Origin of the sequence: Microbacterium sp. NPDC090003 (assembly GCF_044748385.1) — a bacterium.
Classification (GTDB): Bacteria; Actinomycetota; Actinomycetes; order Actinomycetales; family Microbacteriaceae; genus Microbacterium.
This window is the reverse complement of record NZ_JBIVFW010000001.1, coordinates 373959-394770: the sequence shown is the minus strand read 5'-3', so window position 1 is coordinate 394770 and position 20812 is coordinate 373959. Positions and strand designations below refer to the sequence as shown.

The following is a 20812-nucleotide window of genomic DNA, read 5'->3' as shown; positions in this document are numbered from 1 at the left end:
GGTACCGCTGGGGAAAGGGTACCGATATGGGCGAGGCCGATTCGCACGCCGATGCGCAATTCGCGGCCGTCTGGACGGCTGTCACGAGCCCGGTCGGAGGGCTCATCGCGGGAATCGTCGTCGCACCCGCCATCCAGGACTATTGCCGAACGGGGTGGCTCGCGGGAGCATGGGAGACCGATGCTCCCGTGGGATGTGCGCTCTTTCCGACGTGGATGTACGGAAGCAGCGCCTTTCCGACCGCACTCGGTTTCGTGACGGCAGCGGTGACCGGGGTGGTCGTCTGGCTTTTCGCCTATTTCGGTCACGAGAGCCGCTGAGTGCCCGCCGCCTGTCGAAGAAGGTGACACGGCACGGGAACGCAAAAACCCCCGGCTGGACCGGGGGTTTCGTCTGTGCGCGATACTGGGATCGAACCAGTGACCTCTTCCGTGTCAGGGAAGCGCGCTACCGCTGCGCCAATCGCGCCTATGAAGGCTATTCAGTTCTCAGTGAGGTGGCGACGGGATTCGAACCCGTGTAAACGGCTTTGCAGGCCGGTGCCTAGCCGCTCGGCCACGCCACCGTGTGGATTGACCCCACGTGCGGAAGGTCTTCCGAAGAAGACCCTCTACACTCGAGCGGATGACGAGACTCGAACTCGCGACCCCAACCTTGGCAAGGTTGTGCGCTACCAACTGCGCTACATCCGCATTTCGTTCCCGGTTGTCCCGGGCACTTATGAAACATTAGCCGATGATCCGCGACTGTCCAAACCGGAAGCGAATCTCGCGCGTGTCTCGCCGGATGGTCATCACAGCCCGTACGCGTCCGGTAGTATCGTTTCTCGACCCCCTGGGTCATGGGCGATTGGCGCAGTTGGTAGCGCGCTTCCTTCACACGGAAGAGGTCATCGGTTCGAGTCCGGTATCGCCCACGGATCACAGCCCCGCACGTCGCCTCGACGGAGCGGGGCTTCTTCGTCCCCTCCGTCTGAGCCGAGGGATCAGCCCATGAAGGGGCGCAGGTCGGGGTAGCCGGTCGTCGCCCACGCGCCGTCAACGACGATGTTCTCTCCATTGACGTACGACGCGTCGGCCGACGCGAGGAACAGTGCGACGCCGGCGATCTCATCGGGATCGGCGGCGCGCTTCGCCGGGATGCGATCCAGGTAGGTCTCCATGACTCCCGGGACGGCCAGCAGTCCGCCGGTGAGCGGCGTGGCGACGAGGCCGGGCGAGATCGCGTTCACGCGGATACCCCGCTCGGCGAGCTCGAGTGCGGCGTTCTTCGTGAGCATCACGACACCGGCCTTCGCCGTCGAGTAGCCGGCACCCGAGTGCATCGGCACCTGGGAGTTGAGCGAGGCGATGTTCACGATGGAACCCGTGCTGCCCTGGGCGAGGAACTGTTTCGCTCCGAGCTTGGTGCCGAGGAACGCTCCGTAGAGGTTCAACTTGATGTTGAAGTCCCAGGTCGCGAGGTCCATGTCGATGACGCGGCCAGGCTTCGAGCCGCCCGCGACGTTGTACACCGCATCGATCCGGCCGAATCGTTCGACGGCGGCGGCGAAGAGCGCCTCCATCGACTGCTCGTCGGTGACATCGGTGCGCAAGCCGGCCACGTTCTCGCCGAACGTCTCGGTGGCGGCGGCCACGGCATCCGCATTGATGTCGGCGACGAACACCTTCGCACCTCGATCGACGAGGCGGCGCGTGATCGCCGCTCCGATACCCGACACTCCGCCGGTGACGACCGCGACGCTGTTCTCGAACCCTGACATGACTTCCTCTCTCCGGCACCGTCGTGGTGCCGTCTTCGCCCGTCACGATACGCCCTATCTGACACATGTCGGATAAACTGTGGAACATGGATGCACGGACGCGACGTTCTCGGGAACACCTCCGCGGTGCCATCCTCGATCTGGCCGGACGGATGCCGATCGCCGACGTGACCGCTTCCGCCGTCTGCGCCGCGGCGGGTGTGACCCGCGACACCTTCTACCGGCACGCCGAGAGCCCCGTCGATCTTCTCGCCGACGCCCTCTCGACCGAGATCGCCGAAGCGATGGAGATCCTCCCGCGCACCGACACGATCGGTGACGGCGAGCGGGCACTGCTCGAGCACGTCGTCCGTCGCGCGGACGTCTATCGCGGCGCGATGCACCCCCTGCTCGCCGCTCCCCTGCGCAGCAACCTCGAGCGGTCCATCCGGTCGGGCCTCGAGCTCTGGGTGCGCCTGCATCCCGACATCGTGCCGCCGGTCTTCCGGGAGGACCCCGCAGCGATGCGGATCGCGTTCGCCTACGCCGCCGCCGGCACCGTGGGCTCCATCGAGGAGTGGCTGCGCAGCGGCGACCACGACATAGACCGCGCCGTGAGGCTCATCCTCGCGGCGTCCCCGGAGTGGTGGCTGCGCTGACGGCCGCCGGAAAAGGAGAGAAGGATGAAGGCCGCAGTGTTCCACTCGCAGGAGGACCTCCGCATCGAGGAGGTCGCAGATCCCTCCCCCGGGCCGGGCCAGGTCAAGCTGCGCAATGCCTTCGCGGGCATCTGCGGCTCCGACCTACACGTCTACTACACGCCGGAAGCAGCGGGCCTCGACTTCGAACACCCGCATCCGCTGACGGGATCGACGCTTCCCCAGATCCTCGGACACGAGTTCTCGGGCACGGTCGTCGAGCTCGGCGCAGGGGTCGACGGCATCTCGGTCGGCGACCGGGTGGCCGTCTGGCCCATCTACTACTGCGGTGACTGCGCTGCATGCCGCCGCGGCATGTACAACGCGTGCCAGAAGATCGGATTCCACGGCCTGAGCTCAAACGGCGGCGGCATGGCCGAGTTCACGACCGTCGACGCGTCGAAGCTGCACGTGCTCCCCGAGAACGTCGACCTGCGCCTCGGCGCCCTGGTCGAGCCGATGTCGGTCGCCTGGCACGCTGTCTCGCGCAGCGGCGTCGAGCCGGGCGGAACCGCCCTCATCGCCGGCGCCGGCCCCATCGGCATCGGCGTGTGGTTCGCCCTCAAAGCCCGGGGCATCGACAAGGTGCTCGTGTCCGAGCCGAGCGCCGATCGACGTGCGATCATCGCGGCCCTCGGCGCTACGGTCGTCGACCCGGTGGCGGAGGACCTCGGCGCAGCCGTCGCCGCTCTGACCGACGGCGACGGCGTCGATGTGGCATTCGATGCCGCCGGCGCCGGCCCCGCCGTCACCTCCTCGCTCGCCAGCCTCGTGCCGGGTGGCCGTGTCGTCGTCGTCGCGATCCACGAGCGCACGATGGACTTCCTGCCGACCCAGCTGGTGATGGCCGAGACCGAGATCGCCGGCGCGCTGGCGTATCTCCCCGAGGACTTCGACGCGGTCATCGCCGCGATGGCCGCGGGCGTGTACGACACGACAGGATGGGTGCAGGACGTTCCGCTGGACGGCGTCGTGGACGCGATCCACGCACTCCGTGGCGGTGCTGGAGCGAAGATCCTCGTTCAGTCGACCTGACACGCGCCTCGGGGCGATGGCCGGGGTCCGACGCGATCGGCCGCGGCCATCGCCCTGTGCTCTTCCGCCGGTGGGGTCCGACTGACTAACGTCGGGATCACCCCCAGCGATGCCCTCCGGCGAAGGAACCCTCATGCACTCTTCTGACGCGATCGTGATCGGTGCGGGAATCGCCGGCCTCTCCGCCGCCCGACTTCTGCGGGCGGAGGGCCTGAGCGTCATCGTTCTCGAAGCGCGGGATCGCATCGGGGGACGCGTGACGACCGATCGTTCGGCCGGGCGCGTCACGGATCTCGGCGCCTCCTGGATCCACGGTATCGACGGCAGTCCGGTCGCGGCCGCGGCGACCGCATTCGGCCTTCGCACGCGGGAGTTCACGGTGGGGGGCTACCAACCGGACAGCCGTCCGATCGCTCACTACGGCCCCGAGGGCATCCGCCTGTCCGACGCGGATGCCACCGCCTACGTCGCAGACATCCATGCAGTGGATGCGGTGCTCCGCGACACCATCGCCGAGTCGGCAGTCGATGCGTCGTATCGCGACGTGACCGAGGCGGCCCTCGCGATACAGGGATGGGACGCCGATCGTACGCAGCGGGTGCGCGAGTATCTCGAGCACCGTGCCGAGGAGCAGTACGGCGCCTGGATCGAGGACCTCGCCGCTCACGGCCTCGACGACGACACGATCGACGGCGACGAGGTCGTCTTCCCCGATGGGTACGACAGCCTCGCGACGCACCTGGCCGACGGACTCGACATACGTCTCGACCACGCCGTCTCCCGTGTCGAATGGTCGGACGAGGGCGTGGTCGCCATCAGCCCGCACGGCGTCTTCCGCGCGGCGGCGGCGGCACTCACGGTGCCGGTCGGAGTGCTGCAGTCCCCCGCGCTGGTGATCGACCCCGCGCTGCCCGAGCCGAACGCCGGGGCTCTCTCACGCCTGCGCATGAACGCCTTTGAGAAGATCTTCCTCCGCTTCCCCACACGGTTCTGGGACGACGACGTCTATGCGATCCGCCAACAGGGGCCCGAGGGGCGGTGGTGGCACTCATGGTACGACCTCACCGTTCTCGACGGCGAGCCGACGCTGCTCACCTTCGCCGCGGGCCCAGCCGCCCAGGAGACGCGGGACTGGTCGGATGAGCGGGTCGTGGAGTCGGTCCTCGCGCAGTTGCGCCGGCTGTACGGCGCCGACGTGCCGACACCCGTGGCCGTGAACCGCACGCACTGGCAGGACGATCCGTTGTCCCGCGGCGCCTACGCATACATGACGCCCGGTTCGACGACCGCCGACCACGACGACCTGGCCACTCCGATCGGCGGAGTTCTCCACATCGCCGGCGAGGCGACCTGGACCGACGACCCGGCGACGGTGCCCGCCGCGCTGCTGTCGGGCCACCGCGCGGCCGAACGGATCCTCGCCCGCACCGTGGCGATCGAGCGGCTCTGGTCTCGCGGACGCTGAGCGCTACCATCTCGCTGCGGATGCTGACCAGCCCCTCGATCAATCGGGACGAAGTCGCGCACGCTGATGCGCACGAGCGCCGCGCCCGCGGCGCGCGAGCGATAAGGAGATGCACATGAGTGATGCACGAGACGAGCAGATCCCCTCGGCACCCGACGGCGTCAGCGGCGAGGATGCGCTGCAGGGCGACGGCAGCGGCGACCCGAACAAGGATCGCGAGTTCCTCCAGGACCTGCCGCCCGCCGAGGACAAGCGCCTCGATGACGCCGAGGTCGAGGCCACCGGCCTCACCGACGACGGCGGCCCGTTCGCCGAGGAATGATCCGCTGCCGAACGACGGAGGCGCCCCTCCTGCTCAGAACAGGAGGGGCGCCGGTCCGTGTGCACGTCAGGCTCGGGCGGCCCGCGGCGTGGTCTCGGGCTGCGGCTTCGAGAACAGCACGACGATGATCACCGTCACGCCGACGACGACGTGCGGCAGCCAGACGTTGAGGGCCTCTCCGGAGAAACCGAAGATCCACGGCGACAGGGCGAGGAACAGGCTCGCGACGATGTCGAAGACGAGGTGCACGGGCATGGGGATGAACCCGAAGGGACCCCATTCGTACTTCGTGAACAGGCTGTAGACGATGAGGCCGACGCCGAGCACGATCGGGATGATGACGGCTGCTCCACCGACTGCGGCGAATCCGAACAGCCACGGTGCCGCGATCAGCGCGATGCCGACGAGGTAGTCGAGGACTCCGTGGACTTTCGTGGGGATGAAACGCATGATGCCTCCTTGTGCGGGAACCGCGGGAGCGGCTCATGCAAGGAGTTCGGCGCCCCGATGGAAACGGATTGGATCGCTCGCTAACGAGTCACACGCCAGCCGTAGCGCTTCTGCAGCGCGGCCGCGACACGATCGAAGCGAGGCTGAGAGAGCACAGCCGTCTCGCGGCGCATGCCGGCATCGTGCACACTGTAGAGCTGCTCGACGTCGACCCAGGACTCCCGCCCCTGGGAGTCCCACTCCCCCGACCCGATCGACAGGTAGTCGTGATCGCCGTCGTGCGAACGGCTGGTCATCCTCACCGCGAACACCCGATCCGCCGACTCCCGGCCGATCACGAGCACCGGGCGGTCCTTGCCCCGGCCGTCGCCCTCCTCGTACGGCACCCAGGTCCAGATGATCTCCCCGGCATCGGGAGCACCGTCACGATCAGGGGCGTACGAGATGAGGATGTCGTGGAGGCGCGCGGGATCGAGGCGCACGGTCTGGCTCCCGCGGGAACGCCCGGCATCCGCACTCGACGTCTTCCGCGCAGCTGAACGCCCCGGCTCCTTGCGGGGCCGGGGCGTTCGGGGCGTCAATGCGTCGAGCAGCGCCTGCGCGATCGTGACGAGGATGCTCCTGGATGAACTCACACGTTCACACTACGTCGCTCGCGCTGTTCGATCAGGCGTCGGTGAGCGCGTAGCCCTCCTCGCCGTGGACGACGGAGTCGACACCGGCGATCTCGTCTTCACTGGTGACGCGGAAGCCGATCGTCTTCTCGATCGCGAAGCCGATGATGAAGGCGACGACGAAGGAGTAGATCAGCACGCCGCCGGCGGCGATCGCCTGGACGGCCAGCAGGCGCCAGTCACCACCGGTGAACATGCCCTGTCCGGTGGCGAAGAAGCCGAGGTAGAGGGTACCGATGAGGCCACCGACGAGGTGGATGCCGACGACGTCGAGCGAGTCGTCGAAACCGAGGCGGAACTTCAGCTCGACGGCCAGGGCGCAGACGACACCGGCGACGAGTCCGAGGACCAGAGCCCAGCCCGGAGTCAGATTGGCGCAGGCGGGGGTGATGGCGACGAGACCGGCGACGGCACCCGAGGCGGCGCCGACCGAGGTGGGCTTGCCGTCCTTGATCTTCTCGATGACGATCCACCCGAGGATGGCCGCAGCCGTGGCGCCGAGGGTGTTGATGCCGATGAGCCCGACACCGCCCATGTCCTCCGACAGCCATTCCGCACCGGCGTTGAAACCGAACCAGCCGAACCACAGCAGTGCGGCGCCGAGCAGCGTCAGCGGCACGTTGTGCGGCTTGAGGATGCCCTTCTGGAAGCCGATGCGCTTGCCGAGGACGAGGGCGAGAGCGAGAGCCGCAGCACCCGCGTTGATGTGCACCGCGGTCCCACCGGCGTAGTCGATGACGGCGATGCCGCTGTCCTCACCGAAGAGCGTGGTGCCGAGGTTCATGATCCAACCGCCGCCCCAGACCCACGCGGCGATCGGGAAGTACCCGACCGTGGCGAAGATGCCGGCGAAGATCAGCCAGGAGCCGAACTTGGCGCGGTCGGCGATCGCGCCGGAGATCAGAGCGACCGTGATGATCGCGAAGGTCGCGCCGTAGGCGACACCGAGGAGGGCGACGTTCGCGTCGGGGCCCTCGGACAGAGCCGAGAGACCGAAGTCGGCGAACGGGTTGCCCGCGAACTGCGTGGGGCTGTCGACGGCACTCATCGAGTAGCCGAACAGGATCCAGAGCACGGCCACCAGTCCGATGGAGCCGAAGCTCATCATCATCATGCTGACCACGCTCTTCGCCTTGACCAGGCCGCCGTAGAAGAAGGCGACACCGGGAGTCATGAGAAGAACGAGGGCGGTCGCGGTGATCGCCCAGGAGATGTTGCCGGGAGCATCCATGGAATACCTCACATCCGAGTAACTGAGAGCACCAGTGTGGCGATGCCCGGTTTCGGGAAGACGCGAGGAGTGTTTCGCTCCGGTTACACCCGGCGTCGGTGTGTAACCATCGCGTTACGCGCGGCTGGAATGCGTCAGTGCATTCAGCCGGGAGATGGCGCGCAGGTACTTCTTGCGGTACCCACCGCCGAGCATCTCGTCGGCGAACACCTGGTCCAGCGATACTCCGGTCGCGACGATCGGGATCTGCGCGTCGTAGACGCGATCGACGAAGGCGACGAATCGGAGCGCCTCGGACTGATCGGTGAGCACGCGCACATCGCGCAGCCCGACGAGTCGGAGTCCGTCGATCAGGCGGATGTACCGAGAGGGGTGCACGCGCGCCAGATGCGCGACGACCTCGTCGAACGAGTCGTCGGACACCAGCCCGGATTCGGATGCCGCGTCGATCGCCGAGGAGTATTCGTCCTCGGAGAGCACGATCGAGTGCCCGTCGATCGCCCGCTGCCGGAAGTCGACTCCGTCGATCCGCATCGTCTGGAAGCTGTCCGACATCTGATGGATCTCGCGGAGGAAGTCCTGCGCGGCGAACCGACCCTCGCCCAGAGCGTTGGGAGGGGTGTTCGAGGTGGCCGCCAGCTTCGTGCCGGAGGTGACGAGCTCGCCCAGCAGACGCGTCATGACCATCGTGTCGCCCGGGTCGTCGAGCTCGAACTCGTCGATGCAGAGGAGGTCGGCGCCGCGCAGCAGGTCGACCGTGTTCTTGTACCCGAGGGCCCCGACCAGGGCGGTGTACTCGATGAAGGATCCGAAGTACTTCCGTCGGGCGGGCATCGCGTGATAGATCGACGCGAGCAGGTGCGTCTTCCCGACACCGAAACCGCCGTCGAGATAGACGCCGGGCTTGACCGCCGGCTCCTTCTTGGGTCGGCTGAAGAACGACGCCTTCTTGACCGGCGCTCCGCGTCCGGCGAACCGCAGGAGCGTCTCCTTCGCCTCCTCTTGGGAGGGATACGCCTCATCCGCACGGTAGCTGTCGAACGTCGCACCGTCGAACTGCGGCGGCGGCACCAGGCTCGCGAGCATCTCGGGACCGGTGACGGTCGGCTGGCGGTCGCTGAGGCGCACGACGCCCGTGGTGCTCTGCGTGTCGGTCATTCGTTTCCTGTGTCGAAGTCTTACGAATCCGGCGCCTGCGGCACCGCGGGGAACTATCGTCGAAGCGACGGAACAACACTACGCCGTCGCCGCCCGCCCCTTTCACTCGCACACCCCCGAGGAGCAACCCGTGACCGTCGAGTTCGACACGTCGTCCGCAAAGTTCGCCGAGTACTCCGAGCCCGGCAGGCTCGTCACCACGGAGTGGCTCGCCGCGCACCTGGGAGAGCCGGGGCTGGTCGTGGTCGAGTCCGATGAGGACGTGCTCCTGTATGAGACCGGGCACATCCCCGGCGCGGTGAAGGTCGACTGGCACACCGAACTCAACGACCCGGTCGTGCGCGACTACGTCGACGGCGAGGGCTTCGCTGAGCTGCTGAGCCGCAAGGGCATCGCCCGCGACGACACGGTCGTCATCTACGGCGACAAGAACAACTGGTGGGCGGCGTATGCGCTGTGGGTGTTCTCGCTCTTCGGCCACGAGGACGTGCGCCTGCTCGACGGCGGTCGCGACCGCTGGATCTCCGAGGGCCGGGAGATCACGCGCGAGGCGACCGATCGCCCTGCGGTCGAGTACCCGATCGTCGAGCGCGACGACACGCTCCTTCGCGCCTACAAGGAGGACGTGCTCTCCCACATCGGCAAGCCGCTGATCGACGTGCGCTCCCCCGAGGAGTACAGCGGGGAACGCACGACCGCCCCCGCTTACCCCGAGGAGGGCACTCTGCGCGCCGGCCACATCCCCACCGCGCAGAGCGTGCCGTGGGCGAAGGCGGTCGCGGAGGACGGCGGGTTCAAGTCGCGCGCCGAACTCGATGCCATCTACCGCGACGGCGCCGGTCTCGCCGACGGGGACGAGGTCGTGGCCTACTGCCGCATCGGCGAGCGGTCCAGCCACACGTGGTTCGTCCTCAAGCACCTCCTCGGCTTCGAGAACGTGCGCAACTACGACGGGTCGTGGACCGAGTGGGGCAGCGCGGTGCGCGTTCCGATCGTCACCGGCTCGGAGCCTGGAGCGCTCTGAGCGTGTGACAATGACAGGGATGAGCGAAACGCACGTTCCTGAAACCCTCGCCGAGATCCGAGACGCCTTCCTCGAGACGCCCGAGGGCGACCGGCTGTTGCTCCTTCTGGAGTTCGCCGACGAGCTCCCGGCTGTGTCCGAGGAGGTCGCGAACCATCCCGAGATGTGCGAACGCGTCGCCGAGTGCCAATCCCCCGTGTACATCTACGTCGAGATCGTCGACGGACGCGTCGTCATGCACGCCACCGCACCGCCGGAGGCGCCGACGACTCGGGGGTTCGCGAGCATCCTGGTACAGGGCATCACGGGACTCACGCCCGACGAGGTGCTGGCGATCCCCGAGGACTACCCGCAGGCGATCGGTCTGACCAAGGCCGTCTCCCCCCTGCGCATCGGCGGCATGACGGGCATGCTGATGCGGGCGAAGAAGCAGGTCAGGCAGAAGCGCTGAAGCCCTGCGCCGCGAGCCAGTCGCGGATCGCTGCGGTCCAGCCGGTCTCGTCGTAGTTCCAGATCTTCGTGTGGCGAGCCCCCGAGAAGAACGGCATCGTGACGAGGTCCGGACGCGCCTCCCGCAGGGCATGCGAGGCGTCGGCGGGCACGAAGCCGTCGTCGTCGCTGTGCAGGATGAGAGTGGGGGCGGCGAGCTCCTCGGCGCGCGCGACCATGTCGAGGCGATCGAACGCGATCGCTTCCTCCGCCCCGCTCAGCCGCGCGGTCACCGGAAGGGAGAGGGCCCCCATCGCGAGTGCCGGAAGCGGTGCGCGGAGCCCCGCCTCTCGTGCCTGATAACGCAGCACGGTGCGCCAGTCGACCACCGGGGACTCGAGGATGAGGCCGGCGATGCGGTCGCGGTGACCGGAGTTCACAGCGGTCTGCAGCGAGACGGCACCCCCCATCGACCAGCCCATCAGGATGACCCGCTCAGCTCCATGCCGGAGGGCGTAGGCGATCGCCGCGTCCACATCACGCCATTCCGCGGCTCCCAGTGCGTACGAACCGCCGCGGCTTCGCGGCGCCTCGCCGTCGTTGCGGTACGAGACCACGAGGTTCGGCAGCCCCGCGGCATGGAGGACGGGCACCGCACGCAGGCACTCGGCCCTCGTCGTTCCTCGTCCGTGCACCTGGATGACCCAGGTCGTCGACTCCGCAGGGAAGAACCACGCGGGGCAGGGTCCGGCGGGCGACCCGATGAGGACGTTGCTCCAGGGCAGGTGCAGCTCCGACGGGGCGGAGTAGTACCAGCCGCTGAAGCCCGCGTCACGGTCGACGCGCGCACCCGGCTCGATCTGCGTGAGGAGCTTGCGCCGCACGGTCGTGCTGTCGGCGCTGAGCACGGCACCCAGCTTGACGTATCCGTACGTTCCGCTCGTGTAGAGCCCGTAGCGGCCGGGAAGCTCGGTGTCGAGCGTGCGACCGAGCTCGATGGTCTGCGCTCCCGTGTCGACCGAGAGGATCTTCGTGTTGGGTCCGCTCCGCGTCGGCATCACGACCCGGCGGGCGATGCTCAGCACGAGCAGCGCGGATGCCGCTCCGAGCGCGAGCAGGACAGGGAGAAGGAGTGCAACGGCGTGCCTGAGACTCTTCATCGCTTCCTGACTCTAGCCTGTTGCCGTGACCGCACCCCCCGATGCCGGGACCCTCTTCGAGAACGCCGCCGCAGAACTGCGCGAGACGGCGTTCCGCGATGACATCACCGTGCGCGAGATTCCGACCCCGACGGGCCTCGCGCCGTTCGCTCTGGCGCTCGCCGCCGATGTCCGCCCCGACGACGACGGCGACTCCGTGTACGGCACGGGTCGTTTCGTGCTGCTGCACGATCCGGAGGAGCCTGCGGGCTGGGGCGGATCGTGGCGGATCGTCATCTTCGCGCAGGCGCCGCTCGAGACCGAGATCGGCACCGATCCGCTGCTCGCCGACGTCACCTGGTCGTGGCTCGTCGACGCCCTCGATTCCCGGGAGGCCCGCTACAGCGCGGCGTCGGGCACCTCGACCAAGACGCTGTCGAGGGGATTCGGAGGCCTCGCCCTCGAAGGCGACGGCGCACAGATAGAATTGCGGGCGTCCTGGACTCCGCAGGGCCCGTTCCGACCGCACGTCGAGGCATGGGCCGAACTGGTCGGAATGCTGGCGGGTCTTCCGCCCGGTTCCGAGGGCATCGCCGTTCTCGGCGCGCGAAAGGCTGTACGTGACTGAATATTCCGTGATCTCGGATGCCGAGGAGTTCCGCGCCGCCTGCGCCGTGCTCGCGAACGGCACCGGTCCGGTCGCCGTCGATGTGGAGCGCGCCTCCGGTTTCCGCTACTCCCAGCGCGCCTACCTCGTGCAGGTGTTCCGCCGGGACGCCGGTGTGTTCCTCTTCGACCCGCCCGCCATCGGCGATCTCACCCCTCTGAACGCGGCGATCGGCGATCTCGAGTGGGTCTTCCATGCTGCGAGTCAGGATCTCCCCTCGCTGCGTGAACTCGATCTCGAGCCGCACACGATCTTCGACACCGAGCTGGCATCGCGTCTGCTCGGACACGAGCGCGTCGGTCTCGCCGCGGTTGTCGAGCACACGCTCGGCATCATGCTGAAGAAAGAGCACTCGGCCGCGGACTGGTCGACGCGCCCCCTGCCGGATTCCTGGCTCGAGTACGCAGCCCTCGACGTGCTGCACCTCGTGGACGTCCGCGATGCCCTCGCTCTCGAGCTCGACGAGCAGAAGAAGACGGCATTCGCGGCCGAGGAGTTCGCAGCGACCCTGAGTCGCGCCCCCAAGCCGCCCCGAGAAGATCCCTGGCGGCGTCTGAGTGGGCTGCATCAGGTGCGCGGTGCCCGCAACCTCGCCGTGGCACGCTCTCTCTGGCAGGCGCGCGAGGCATATGCGCAGGACCAGGATGTCTCACCCGGACGGCTCATCCCCGACCGTTCTCTGGTGGCAGCGGTCATGGCGAATCCGCAGAGCAAGCAGGCTCTCGCTGGGATCAAGGAATTCCAGGGGCGCGCGAGCCGCACACAGCTCGACCGCTGGTGGCAGGCCATCGTCGACGGCCGGGCGAGCGAGGAGCTGCCGCGCGAACGGGTTCCGAGCGACGCCCTGCCTCCTCCGCGGGCGTGGGCCGACCGCAATCCCGACGCGGATGCGCGACTCAAAGCCGCACGCCCCGTGGTCGAGGCCATCGCCGAAGAGCTGCACATGCCGACGGAGAACCTGTTGACGCCCGAGTATCTCCGTCGCGTCGCGTGGGCGCCGACGGGAGTCACCCCGGAAGCCGTCGGCGACGCACTGACCGCGCTGGGCGCGCGCTCCTGGCAGGTTGAACAAACCGCACAGAAGATTGCCGCAGCATTTGTAGAAGCAGCGCAACAGCCTGACGAGGCTCCCGCCACCGCTTCGTAGGTTCGATCCAACCGATTCCTCCCCGTTTCGGGGCCTCCCTAGACTGAGGCCACCGCACAAACTTGGAGGCAGAGTGGCCGAGATCTCGGACGTCTTCTTCGTCGATGGAGTGCGCACCCCCTTCGGGCGCGCCGGCGAAAAGGGCATGTACTGGAACACCCGCGCAGACGACCTCGCCGTGAAGGCGACCATCGGTCTCATGGAGCGGAATCAGGCCGTCCCGGCCGACCGCATCGATGATGTCGCGATCGCTGCAACCTCGCAGACCGGGGATCAGGGCCTCACGCTCGGTCGCTCCGTCGCGATCCTCGCAGGACTCCCCCAGACCGTTCCCGGCCTCGCGGTCGAGCGGATGTGCGCGGGAGCGATGACCAGCGTGACCACCATGGGCGCCTCGATCGGCGTGGGCATGTACGACCTCGCCCTCGCCGGTGGCGTGGAGCACATGGGCCACCACCCGATCGGCGGCAACGCCGACCCGAACCCGCGTTTCGTCGCCGAGAAGATGGTCGACCCCGGAGCGCTCAACATGGGCGTCACCGCCGAGCGCATCTTCGATCGCTTCCCGCACCTCACCAAGGAGCGCTCCGACCGGTTCGGCATGCTCAGCCAGCACAAGGTGCAGGCCGCCTACGACGCGGGCAAGATCCAGCCCGACCTCGTCTCGGTCGCGATCAAGGACGCCGAGGGCGCCTGGGGGCTCGCCACCGAGGACGAGGGGCGCCGCCCCCAGACCACGATGGAGGATCTGGCCGCTCTGAAGACGCCGTTCCGGCCGCACGGTCGGGTCACCGCCGGCACGTCGTCGCCCCTCACCGACGGCGCGACGATGTCGCTGCTCGCTGGTGGCGGCGCGGTCAAGGAATTGGGACTCGCTCCGAAGATGCGCATGGTCTCGTTCGCGTTCGCGGGCGTCCAGCCCGAGATCATGGGCATCGGCCCGATCCCGTCGACCGAGAAGGCCCTGAAGAAGGCCGGTCTGTCGATCTCCGACATTGGGCTGTTCGAGCTCAACGAGGCGTTCGCCATCCAGGTCATCTCGCTGCTCGACCACTTCGGCATCGCAGACGACGACCCCCGGGTCAACCAGTGGGGCGGGGCCATCGCGCTCGGCCACCCTCTCGCGGCATCCGGTGTGCGTCTGATGATTCAGCTCGCGGCTCAGTTCGCCGAGCGCCCCGATGTCCGCTACGGCCTGACCGCGATGTGCGTCGGCCTCGGACAGGGCGGATCGGTCATCTGGGAGAACCCGCACTACGACGGCAAGAAGCGGAAGTGATGGCAGGCATGGCGAACACGGTTTCCGAACAGTACGCGAACGTCGACTTCGCGCCGATCCAGGCACTCACCGACGGCGAGGTGGTCACGCGATCGGCCGTCCGCGACATCCGTCTGGCGTCGGGCAAGGTCCTCGCGCTCATCACACTCGACAACGGGCGCGACCACACCCGCCCGAACACCCTCGGCCCCGCGACGCTCACGCAGCTCGGCGAGACCCTCGACGCTCTCGCCGCGCGAGCGGCCGCCGGAGAGATCCAGGCGGTCGGCATCACGGGCAAGCAGTACATCCTGGCCGCGGGCGCGGACCTCTCCGACATCGGCAAGGTCGGGTCGCGCGACAACGCACGGCTCATCGCGCAGCTCGGCCACAAGGTACTGGGCAAGTTCGGTGAGCTCGGCGTGCCCTCGTTCGCGTTCGTGAACGGTCTCGCGCTGGGAGGCGGACTCGAGATCGCGTTGAACTCGACCTACCGCACGGTCGACTCCTCTGCCGCTGCGATCGCGCTGCCCGAGGTCTTCCTCGGCATCATCCCCGGTTGGGGTGGCGCCTACCTGCTGCCGAACCTGATCGGTATCGAGAACGCGCTCGAGGTCGTCATCTCGAACCCGCTCAAGCAGAACCGGATGCTCAAGCCTCAGCAGGCGTTCGATCTCGGCATCTTCGACGCGATCTTCCCCGCGGCGAACTACCTCGAGAACTCGCTGGCCTGGGCCGACGCGGTGCTCGGCGGTAAGAAGGTAGAGCGCAGGAACGAGCCCGGCAAGCTCGAGCGGCTCACCAAGTGGCCGATCGCCATCAAGATGGCGCGCGGCATGCTCGAATCCAAGATCGGCACCGTGCCGAGGTCGCCCTATGCGGCGCTCGACCTGCTCGACAGGGCCAAGAGCGGCACCAAGGCCGAGGGGTTCGCCCGTGAGGACGAGGCACTCGCCGATCTCGTCACGGGCGACCAGTTCGCGGCATCCATGTATGCGTTCGACCTCGTGCAGAAGCGTGCGAAGCGCCCCGTGGGTGCTCCGGACAAGCAGCTCGCGAAGAAGGTCACCAAGGTCGGCATCATCGGCGCCGGTCTCATGGCCAGCCAGTTCGCCCTGCTGTTCGTGCGCAAACTCCAGGTGCCGGTGCTCATCACCGACCTGGATCAGGCGCGCGTCGACAAGGGCGTGGCGTACATCCACGAGGAGATCGGCAAGCTCGAGACCAAGGGCCGCCTCGACGCCGACTCCGCCAACAAGCTACGAGCGCTGGTCACCGGTACCACCGACAAGAGCCTCTACGCGGACTGCGACTTCGTGATCGAGGCCGTGTTCGAAGAGGTCGGCGTCAAGCAGCAGGTGTTCGGTGAGATCGAGAAGATCATCGCCGAGGATGCGATCCTGGCGACGAACACCTCGTCGCTGTCGGTCGCGGAGATCGGCCAGAAGCTGGAACACCCCGAACGTCTCGTCGGCTTCCACTTCTTCAACCCGGTCGCGGTCATGCCGCTGATCGAGATCGTGAAGACGCCGAGCACGTCGGATGCCGCGCTGTCGACGGCCTTCGTCGTCGCGCGCAACCTCGGCAAGAACGCGGTGCTCACCGCCGACGCTCCCGGATTCGTCGTGAACCGCCTGCTGGCGAAAGTCATGGGTGAAGCGGCTCGCGCCGTGTACGAGGGCACTCCGATCGTCGACGTCGAAAAGGCATTCGGTCCGCTCGGTCTGCCGATGGGGCCGTTCCAGTTGATCGACCTCGTCGGCTGGAAGGTCGCAGCGCACGTCCAGGACACCATGGCGACGGCGTTCCCCGAGCGTTTCTACGCGAACGAGAACTTCCACGCCCTGGCCGAGCTGGACGCGATCGTCGAGAAGGACAAGGGCGGCCGCGTCACCGGCTGGACGAAGCAGGCCGAGAAACTGCTGAAGCCCGCCGTGGGTGCAGCTCCCGCATCGGCCGCGACGATCCTGCGGCGTGTGCAGGACGGACTGGCCGACGAGATCAAGCGGATGCTGGACGAAGGTGTCGTCCCGGAGGTGGAGGACATCGATCTCTGTCTGATCCTCGGCGCGGGCTGGCCGTTCATCGACGGTGGCGCGTCGCCGTACCTCGACCGCGAGGGCGCGTCGGATCGCGCCTTCGGAGGGTCGTTCCACACGCCGCAGATCCGGGGCGTCGAGAACCGCTGATCACGCGCAGCGGAGGGGGTCGTGCACTGTGCACGGCCCCCTCCGTCGTCCGGTGGAGCATGACCACCGTCAACCGTTTCCGGCGGAAGGCGGCCCGACGAACGAGCGCGGAACACGGCGTGAACAGCCGCTCCGAACGGCTCGGACGAGCGCCCCTCGCGCGATGGAGGAGGCACAGTGGGTGCATGGACATGCTCCTCTCGATGCTGGGCGGGAAGGGACTCTCGGGTCTCCTCAAGACCGGAACCGCGATTCTCACGATCGTGCTGGTCGTGCCGGCGCTCCTGAAGATCTTCATCGTCACGGTGGATGAAGGCTGGGCGGCGATTCGCACCCGCAACGGAAAGCCCATCATCCGGAACCGCCCTCAGCGGCGTGCGAGCAGCCGCGGCGGGGCTGTCGGCGAGGTGGTCGTGCTGCACCCCGGATCGCACGGCGCGTTCCCGCTGTTCTTCTGGTACAAACTCGTCGACGTGCGTTGTCGCGCGACCGACCTCCCCGCGCGCGAGATGACGGGGGCGGAGGGGCATCAACATCGTGTCCATGCGTCGTTCGAGTGGCGACCGATCCCCTCCGGCCGTGATCTCCGCGTGTTCGAGCTCGACGTCATGAACGTGACGGAGCGGGCGTCGAACATCGTCGGCGCCGCTCTCCGCGATGTGATCCGCGGCTTCGACGGTGCGGAACTCCCCCACAACGACGAGATCAACACCCGAGTCATCGCCGCGAGTGCCGAAGACGTGCGGCGTTCCTGCGGAGTCGAACTCGTCCGCGTCATGGTCACCGGCGATGCGCTCACCGACGGCTATCTGCTGTCTACGGCGCTCCGTGACACCGATCGCGACGCGCAGGCGGTGGCCGCGCTGCACGCACTGAACTGACCTGCTCGAACCGGACCGAACCGAACCGACTCTATCGGCGTATACTTTTGAACATGTTCGAAATTAGCTCCCCCGCTCCGTCCAAGAGCGCTCGCACGCGCGCACGCATCAGCGCAGCAGCAATCTCGTCGTTCGTCGCGAACGGCTACGCGGACACGACCATGCGCACGATCGCCGCAGAGGCCGGAGTTTCGGTGGGCAACGCGTACTACTATTTCCCGTCCAAGAACCATCTCGTGCAGGAGCTCTACGAACGTGTCCAGATCGATCACGCCGCCTCTGCACGCACGCTGCTTGCGCAGACCGACGGACTCGTCGATCGACTGCGCATCGTCTTCGAGACGGGGCTGACGACGCTGACGCCGTACCACCGCATCGCCCCGGGGTTTCTCAGCGCGATGATCGCGCCCGACTCCCCGTTGAACCCCCTCTCCGCCGAGTCTTCACCCGCGCGTGACCTGACGATCGCCCTGTTCCGGGATGCCGTGGACGGCGCGACGCACCGTCTTCCGGCGGATATCACCGCCCTCCTCCCGCGCGCACTCTTCGTGATGCACCTCGCCCTGGTGCTGCGCTGGACGTACGACGAATCGACCGACCGGATGGCGACGTCCCGCCTGCTCGACGCGGGTCTCCGCCTCTTCGCGCTGGCGATCCCGTTCCTCCGGCTTCCCGGAGTGCACGCCGGAGCACGCGAAATGCTGCGGCTCATCACCGAGGTGCGGTCATGACCGAGTTCCCCCTGCCCCGCGCGTTGCGCACCGTCGACCAGCCGATGGCCTTCACCCCGGACGAAATGCTGCGCGGCGCGCTCATTGCCTGGGGGACCTTCTTGGCTCTGCTCGCCGCAGGGCTCGTGGTGCTCGGACTCGGTACCGCACTCAGCAGTGGACGACTCGACCTGGGCGGCGTCGGCCCGTTCATCATGCTGGTGCTCTTCGTCCTCCTCCTGGCCGCTATCGCCTCCGGAGTAGTGATGTCCTTCGGTCTGCTGCTCGTCCGCGCCATCGCACGATCGCTGCGAACGGTGCGCTCCTTCACCGCTCATCTGGCGGTGTACTCGTTCCTCGGCATCTTCGTCGGATTCCTGTACCTCGCGGTTGTCACGAGCGGCCGCCCGTTCGGGGTGATGGAGTTCCTCCCGGGCGGCGCAGTCATCGCCTACCCCGCACTGGCAGCCGCCGTGGCACTCCCGTTCGGGTGGTGGTGGACGGCGCGCCGAGCATTGCGCGAGGACGCGGGAACGACGCCACCGCGTCGGCCGCAGCGCGATCGCGATGCGGTCGCCGAGGACCGCGCGACGAACTGACGCGGGGTCAGTGACGCTCGGACAGCGGGAGGTCGATCGTTCCGGTCTCTCCCGCGCTCCGAGCCACCGGGATCCGCGTTCCGAGCACCTGGGACACGACATCCTGCGCGATCTTCGAGGCCGTCAGGCCAGCATCCGCCAGAATCTGCTCCCGCGACGCATGGTCGAGGAATTCGTCGGGCAGACCGAGCTCGTCGACCGCCGTGTCGATGCCCGCCTCGCGCAGCACCTGGCGCACGCGTGTTCCGATGCCACCGACGCGGATGCCGTCCTCCAAGGTGATGACGAGACGATGACGTGCGGCCAGAGCGACGACCGACGGCTGCACCGGGATCGCCCACCGAGGGTCGATCACGGTCGCTCCGATCCCCTGCGCGCGCAACCGCTCCGCCACGTCCATGGCCATGGCGGCGAACGGTCCGATCGCCACGATCAGCACGTCTTCGCTCTCGCCTCGCGCGAGCACGTCCACGCCGTCGTGGAGCCGATCCAGCGCGGGCAGCTCTGCCGCGACCTCGCCCTTCGGGAAGCGGATGACCGTGGGTGCGTCATCGACCAGGACGGCTTCCTCCAGCGCCTCGGTGAGGCGGATGCCGTCGCGCGGAGCCGAGATGCGGATGTGGGGCACGATCTGCAGCATGGCCAGATCCCACATGCCGTGATGGCTGGGCCCGTCGGGACCGGTGACGCCGGCACGGTCGAGCACGAACGTCACGCCAGCGCGGTGCAGGGCGACATCCATGAGCACCTGATCGAACGCGCGCCCCATGAAGGTCGCGTAGACCGCGACCACGGGGTGGAGTCCCCCGTACGCGAGTCCCGCCGCCGATGCGACGGCATGCTGCTCGGCGATACCGACGTCGTAGACACGATCGGGGAACCGCTCGGCGAACGGCGCCAGACCGGTGGGGCGGAGCATCGCCGCCGTGATCCCGATGACGTCGTCTCGGCGCGACCCGATGTCGACGAGCGCATCGGAGAAGACATCCGTCCATCCCCGGCCACCCGAGGAGAGCGTCTCGCCGGTCGCGGGGTCGATCTTGCCGACGGCGTGGAACTGGTCGGCGTCGTCGTCGCGTGCCGGCTGATAGCCACGCCCCTTTTCGGTGATCGCGTGCACGATGACCGGAGCACCGTAGGACTTCGCGAGTTCGAGGGTTTCGAGGAGCGCCGGGAGGTCGTGCCCGTCGACCGGCCCCAGATACTTGATGTCGAGGTTCGAATACAGGGCCTCGTTGTTCGTGAAGCGCGAGAGGAACCCGTGCGTGCCGCCGCGGACTCCGCGGAAGACGGCGCGCCCCACGGGGCCGAAGGCACGGAAGAGCCGATCGGACTTGTGGTGGAGGTCCTTGTACGCGGCGGCGGTGCGCACGCGGTTGAGGAAGCGCGACATCCCACCGATGGTCGGGGCGTAGGAGCGCCCGTTGTCGTTGACGACGATGACGAGATTGCGATCGTTGTCGTCGGAGATGTTGTTGAGCGCCTCCCAGGTCATGCCCCCCGTGAGCGCGCCGTCGCCGACGACGGCGATCACATGGCGGTCGGCGCGACCGGTCGCCGTGAGCGCGCGGGAGACGCCGTCGGCCCAGCTGAGCGAGCTGGAGGCATGCGAGGACTCCACGACGTCGTGCGGGCTCTCTCCACGTTGCGGGTAGCCCGCGAGACCATCGCGCACGCGAAGCCCCGAGAAGTCCTGGCGACCGGTGAGCAGCTTATGCACGTACGACTGATGCCCGGTGTCGAAGATGAACGGATCGTCCGGTGAGGAGAACGTGCGGTGAAGCGCGATCGTCAGCTCGACGACACCGAGGTTCGGGCCGAGATGCCCGCCCGTGCGGGAGACGTTCTCGACGAGGAAATCACGGATCTCCTGCGCCAGATCGGTCAGCTGCTCGGTGCTCAGACCGTCGAGGTCCCTGGGTCCTGAGATGCTCGGAAGAATGGGCATCGGCACCTCCTCACCTGCTGTGTCGTCGGTCCCGGACTCGGTACCCG

At 67.8% G+C, this 20812-nt stretch carries 21 protein-coding genes and 4 tRNA genes; 15 read left to right on the top strand and 10 right to left on the bottom strand.

Annotated elements, in window-relative coordinates:
• The first annotated feature begins 26 nt into the window (after positions 1–26).
• A complete protein-coding gene (locus ACIPVN_RS01960) occupies positions 27–320 on the top strand; it encodes a hypothetical protein (RefSeq protein ID WP_400438741.1) in 294 nt (97 codons plus the stop codon).
• Between the two features lie 76 nt (positions 321–396).
• On the opposite strand, the gene ACIPVN_RS01955 is transcribed toward ACIPVN_RS01960, so the two are convergent.
• From ACIPVN_RS01955 to ACIPVN_RS01945, 3 genes are all read right to left on the bottom strand, one after another.
• A tRNA-Val gene (locus ACIPVN_RS01955) sits at positions 397–468 on the bottom strand.
• Between the two features lie 26 nt (positions 469–494).
• Positions 495–565, bottom strand: a tRNA-Cys gene (locus ACIPVN_RS01950).
• A 54-nt stretch (positions 566–619) separates the two neighbouring features.
• Positions 620–692: transfer RNA gene (locus tag ACIPVN_RS01945), tRNA-Gly, on the bottom strand.
• 151 nt (positions 693–843) lie between these two features.
• On the opposite strand from ACIPVN_RS01945, the gene ACIPVN_RS01940 reads away from it, so the two are divergent.
• A tRNA-Val gene (locus tag ACIPVN_RS01940) sits at positions 844–916 on the top strand.
• A 69-nt stretch (positions 917–985) separates the two neighbouring features.
• Here ACIPVN_RS01940 and ACIPVN_RS01935 read toward each other — a convergent pair.
• Positions 986–1762 carry an SDR family NAD(P)-dependent oxidoreductase gene (locus ACIPVN_RS01935; RefSeq protein ID WP_400438739.1) on the bottom strand — a complete coding sequence of 259 codons (777 nt, stop codon included), beginning with the start codon at positions 1760–1762 and terminating at the stop codon, positions 986–988.
• 86 nt (positions 1763–1848) lie between these two features.
• Between ACIPVN_RS01935 and ACIPVN_RS01930 the strand changes: the two genes are divergently transcribed.
• The 4 genes from ACIPVN_RS01930 to ACIPVN_RS01915 all read left to right on the top strand — a co-directional run bounded on the left by ACIPVN_RS01930 (position 1849) and on the right by ACIPVN_RS01915 (position 5261).
• Positions 1849–2400, top strand: coding sequence for a TetR/AcrR family transcriptional regulator (locus ACIPVN_RS01930; protein ID WP_400438736.1), 552 nt, complete (start codon positions 1849–1851; stop codon positions 2398–2400).
• Between the two features lie 24 nt (positions 2401–2424).
• Positions 2425–3474 carry a 2,3-butanediol dehydrogenase gene (locus tag ACIPVN_RS01925; protein ID WP_400438732.1) on the top strand — a complete coding sequence of 350 codons (1050 nt, stop codon included), beginning with the start codon at positions 2425–2427 and terminating at the stop codon, positions 3472–3474.
• Between the two features lie 133 nt (positions 3475–3607).
• Positions 3608–4939, top strand: a complete 1332-nt coding sequence (locus ACIPVN_RS01920; protein ID WP_400438729.1) for a flavin monoamine oxidase family protein — start codon at positions 3608–3610, stop codon at positions 4937–4939.
• A 115-nt stretch (positions 4940–5054) separates the two neighbouring features.
• Positions 5055–5261 carry a hypothetical protein gene (locus ACIPVN_RS01915; RefSeq protein ID WP_400438726.1) on the top strand — a complete coding sequence of 69 codons (207 nt, stop codon included), beginning with the start codon at positions 5055–5057 and terminating at the stop codon, positions 5259–5261.
• 66 nt (positions 5262–5327) lie between these two features.
• On the opposite strand, the gene ACIPVN_RS01910 is transcribed toward ACIPVN_RS01915, so the two are convergent.
• The 4 genes from ACIPVN_RS01910 to zapE form a co-directional block, all read right to left on the bottom strand.
• On the bottom strand, positions 5328–5711 hold the full coding sequence (locus tag ACIPVN_RS01910; RefSeq protein ID WP_400438723.1) for an SPW repeat protein: 384 nt from the start codon (positions 5709–5711) through the stop codon (positions 5328–5330).
• 80 nt (positions 5712–5791) lie between these two features.
• On the bottom strand, positions 5792–6346 hold the full coding sequence (locus tag ACIPVN_RS01905; protein WP_400438720.1) for a type II toxin-antitoxin system PemK/MazF family toxin: 555 nt from the start codon (positions 6344–6346) through the stop codon (positions 5792–5794).
• Positions 6347–6377: 31 nt separating this feature from the next.
• Entirely contained in the window at positions 6378–7616 is a 1239-nt protein-coding gene (locus ACIPVN_RS01900) for an ammonium transporter (RefSeq protein WP_400438717.1), read from the bottom strand.
• Between the two features lie 114 nt (positions 7617–7730).
• Positions 7731–8774 carry a cell division protein ZapE gene (gene zapE, locus ACIPVN_RS01895; RefSeq protein WP_400438714.1) on the bottom strand — a complete coding sequence of 348 codons (1044 nt, stop codon included), beginning with the start codon at positions 8772–8774 and terminating at the stop codon, positions 7731–7733.
• Between the two features lie 130 nt (positions 8775–8904).
• On the opposite strand from zapE, the gene ACIPVN_RS01890 reads away from it, so the two are divergent.
• Both ACIPVN_RS01890 and ACIPVN_RS01885 read left to right on the top strand, forming a co-directional pair.
• Entirely contained in the window at positions 8905–9798 is an 894-nt protein-coding gene (locus tag ACIPVN_RS01890; RefSeq protein WP_400438711.1) for a sulfurtransferase, read from the top strand.
• Between the two features lie 19 nt (positions 9799–9817).
• On the top strand, positions 9818–10249 hold the full coding sequence (locus ACIPVN_RS01885) for a SufE family protein (protein ID WP_400438708.1): 432 nt from the start codon (positions 9818–9820) through the stop codon (positions 10247–10249).
• Here ACIPVN_RS01885 and ACIPVN_RS01880 read toward each other — a convergent pair.
• Positions 10233–11387, bottom strand: a complete 1155-nt coding sequence (locus ACIPVN_RS01880; protein ID WP_400438703.1) for an alpha/beta hydrolase family protein — start codon at positions 11385–11387, stop codon at positions 10233–10235. The two genes, ACIPVN_RS01885 and ACIPVN_RS01880, sit on opposite strands and share 17 nt — an antisense overlap.
• Before the next feature lie 25 nt (positions 11388–11412).
• Here ACIPVN_RS01880 and ACIPVN_RS01875 point away from each other — a divergent pair, with 25 nt between their 5' ends.
• From ACIPVN_RS01875 to ACIPVN_RS01845, 7 genes are all read left to right on the top strand, one after another.
• The gene (locus ACIPVN_RS01875; RefSeq protein WP_400438700.1) at positions 11413–11994 is read left to right on the top strand and encodes a DUF3000 family protein; all 582 of its coding nucleotides are present in this window, start codon (positions 11413–11415) and stop codon (positions 11992–11994) included.
• Positions 11987–13180 carry an HRDC domain-containing protein gene (locus ACIPVN_RS01870; protein ID WP_400438697.1) on the top strand — a complete coding sequence of 398 codons (1194 nt, stop codon included), beginning with the start codon at positions 11987–11989 and terminating at the stop codon, positions 13178–13180. Before ACIPVN_RS01875 ends, ACIPVN_RS01870 begins: the two co-directional genes overlap by 8 nt.
• Positions 13181–13253: 73 nt before the next feature.
• On the top strand, positions 13254–14459 hold the full coding sequence (locus ACIPVN_RS01865; RefSeq protein ID WP_247622379.1) for a thiolase family protein: 1206 nt from the start codon (positions 13254–13256) through the stop codon (positions 14457–14459).
• Between the two features lie 8 nt (positions 14460–14467).
• Positions 14468–16627, top strand: a complete 2160-nt coding sequence (locus ACIPVN_RS01860; RefSeq protein ID WP_400438694.1) for a 3-hydroxyacyl-CoA dehydrogenase NAD-binding domain-containing protein — start codon at positions 14468–14470, stop codon at positions 16625–16627.
• Positions 16628–16812: 185 nt separating this feature from the next.
• A complete protein-coding gene (locus ACIPVN_RS01855; protein ID WP_400438692.1) occupies positions 16813–17508 on the top strand; it encodes an SPFH domain-containing protein in 696 nt (231 codons plus the stop codon).
• A 53-nt stretch (positions 17509–17561) separates the two neighbouring features.
• Positions 17562–18239: a TetR/AcrR family transcriptional regulator gene (locus tag ACIPVN_RS01850; RefSeq protein WP_400438689.1), complete on the top strand. Its 678-nt coding sequence runs from the start codon at positions 17562–17564 to the stop codon at positions 18237–18239.
• Positions 18236–18817 carry a hypothetical protein gene (locus tag ACIPVN_RS01845; RefSeq protein ID WP_400438686.1) on the top strand — a complete coding sequence of 194 codons (582 nt, stop codon included), beginning with the start codon at positions 18236–18238 and terminating at the stop codon, positions 18815–18817. The genes ACIPVN_RS01850 and ACIPVN_RS01845 overlap by 4 nt, the downstream gene beginning before the upstream one ends.
• A 7-nt stretch (positions 18818–18824) precedes the next feature.
• Here ACIPVN_RS01845 and dxs read toward each other — a convergent pair whose 3' ends face one another.
• Positions 18825–20765 carry a 1-deoxy-D-xylulose-5-phosphate synthase gene (dxs, locus tag ACIPVN_RS01840; RefSeq protein WP_400438683.1) on the bottom strand — a complete coding sequence of 647 codons (1941 nt, stop codon included), beginning with the start codon at positions 20763–20765 and terminating at the stop codon, positions 18825–18827.
• Positions 20766–20812 lie beyond the last annotated feature (47 nt).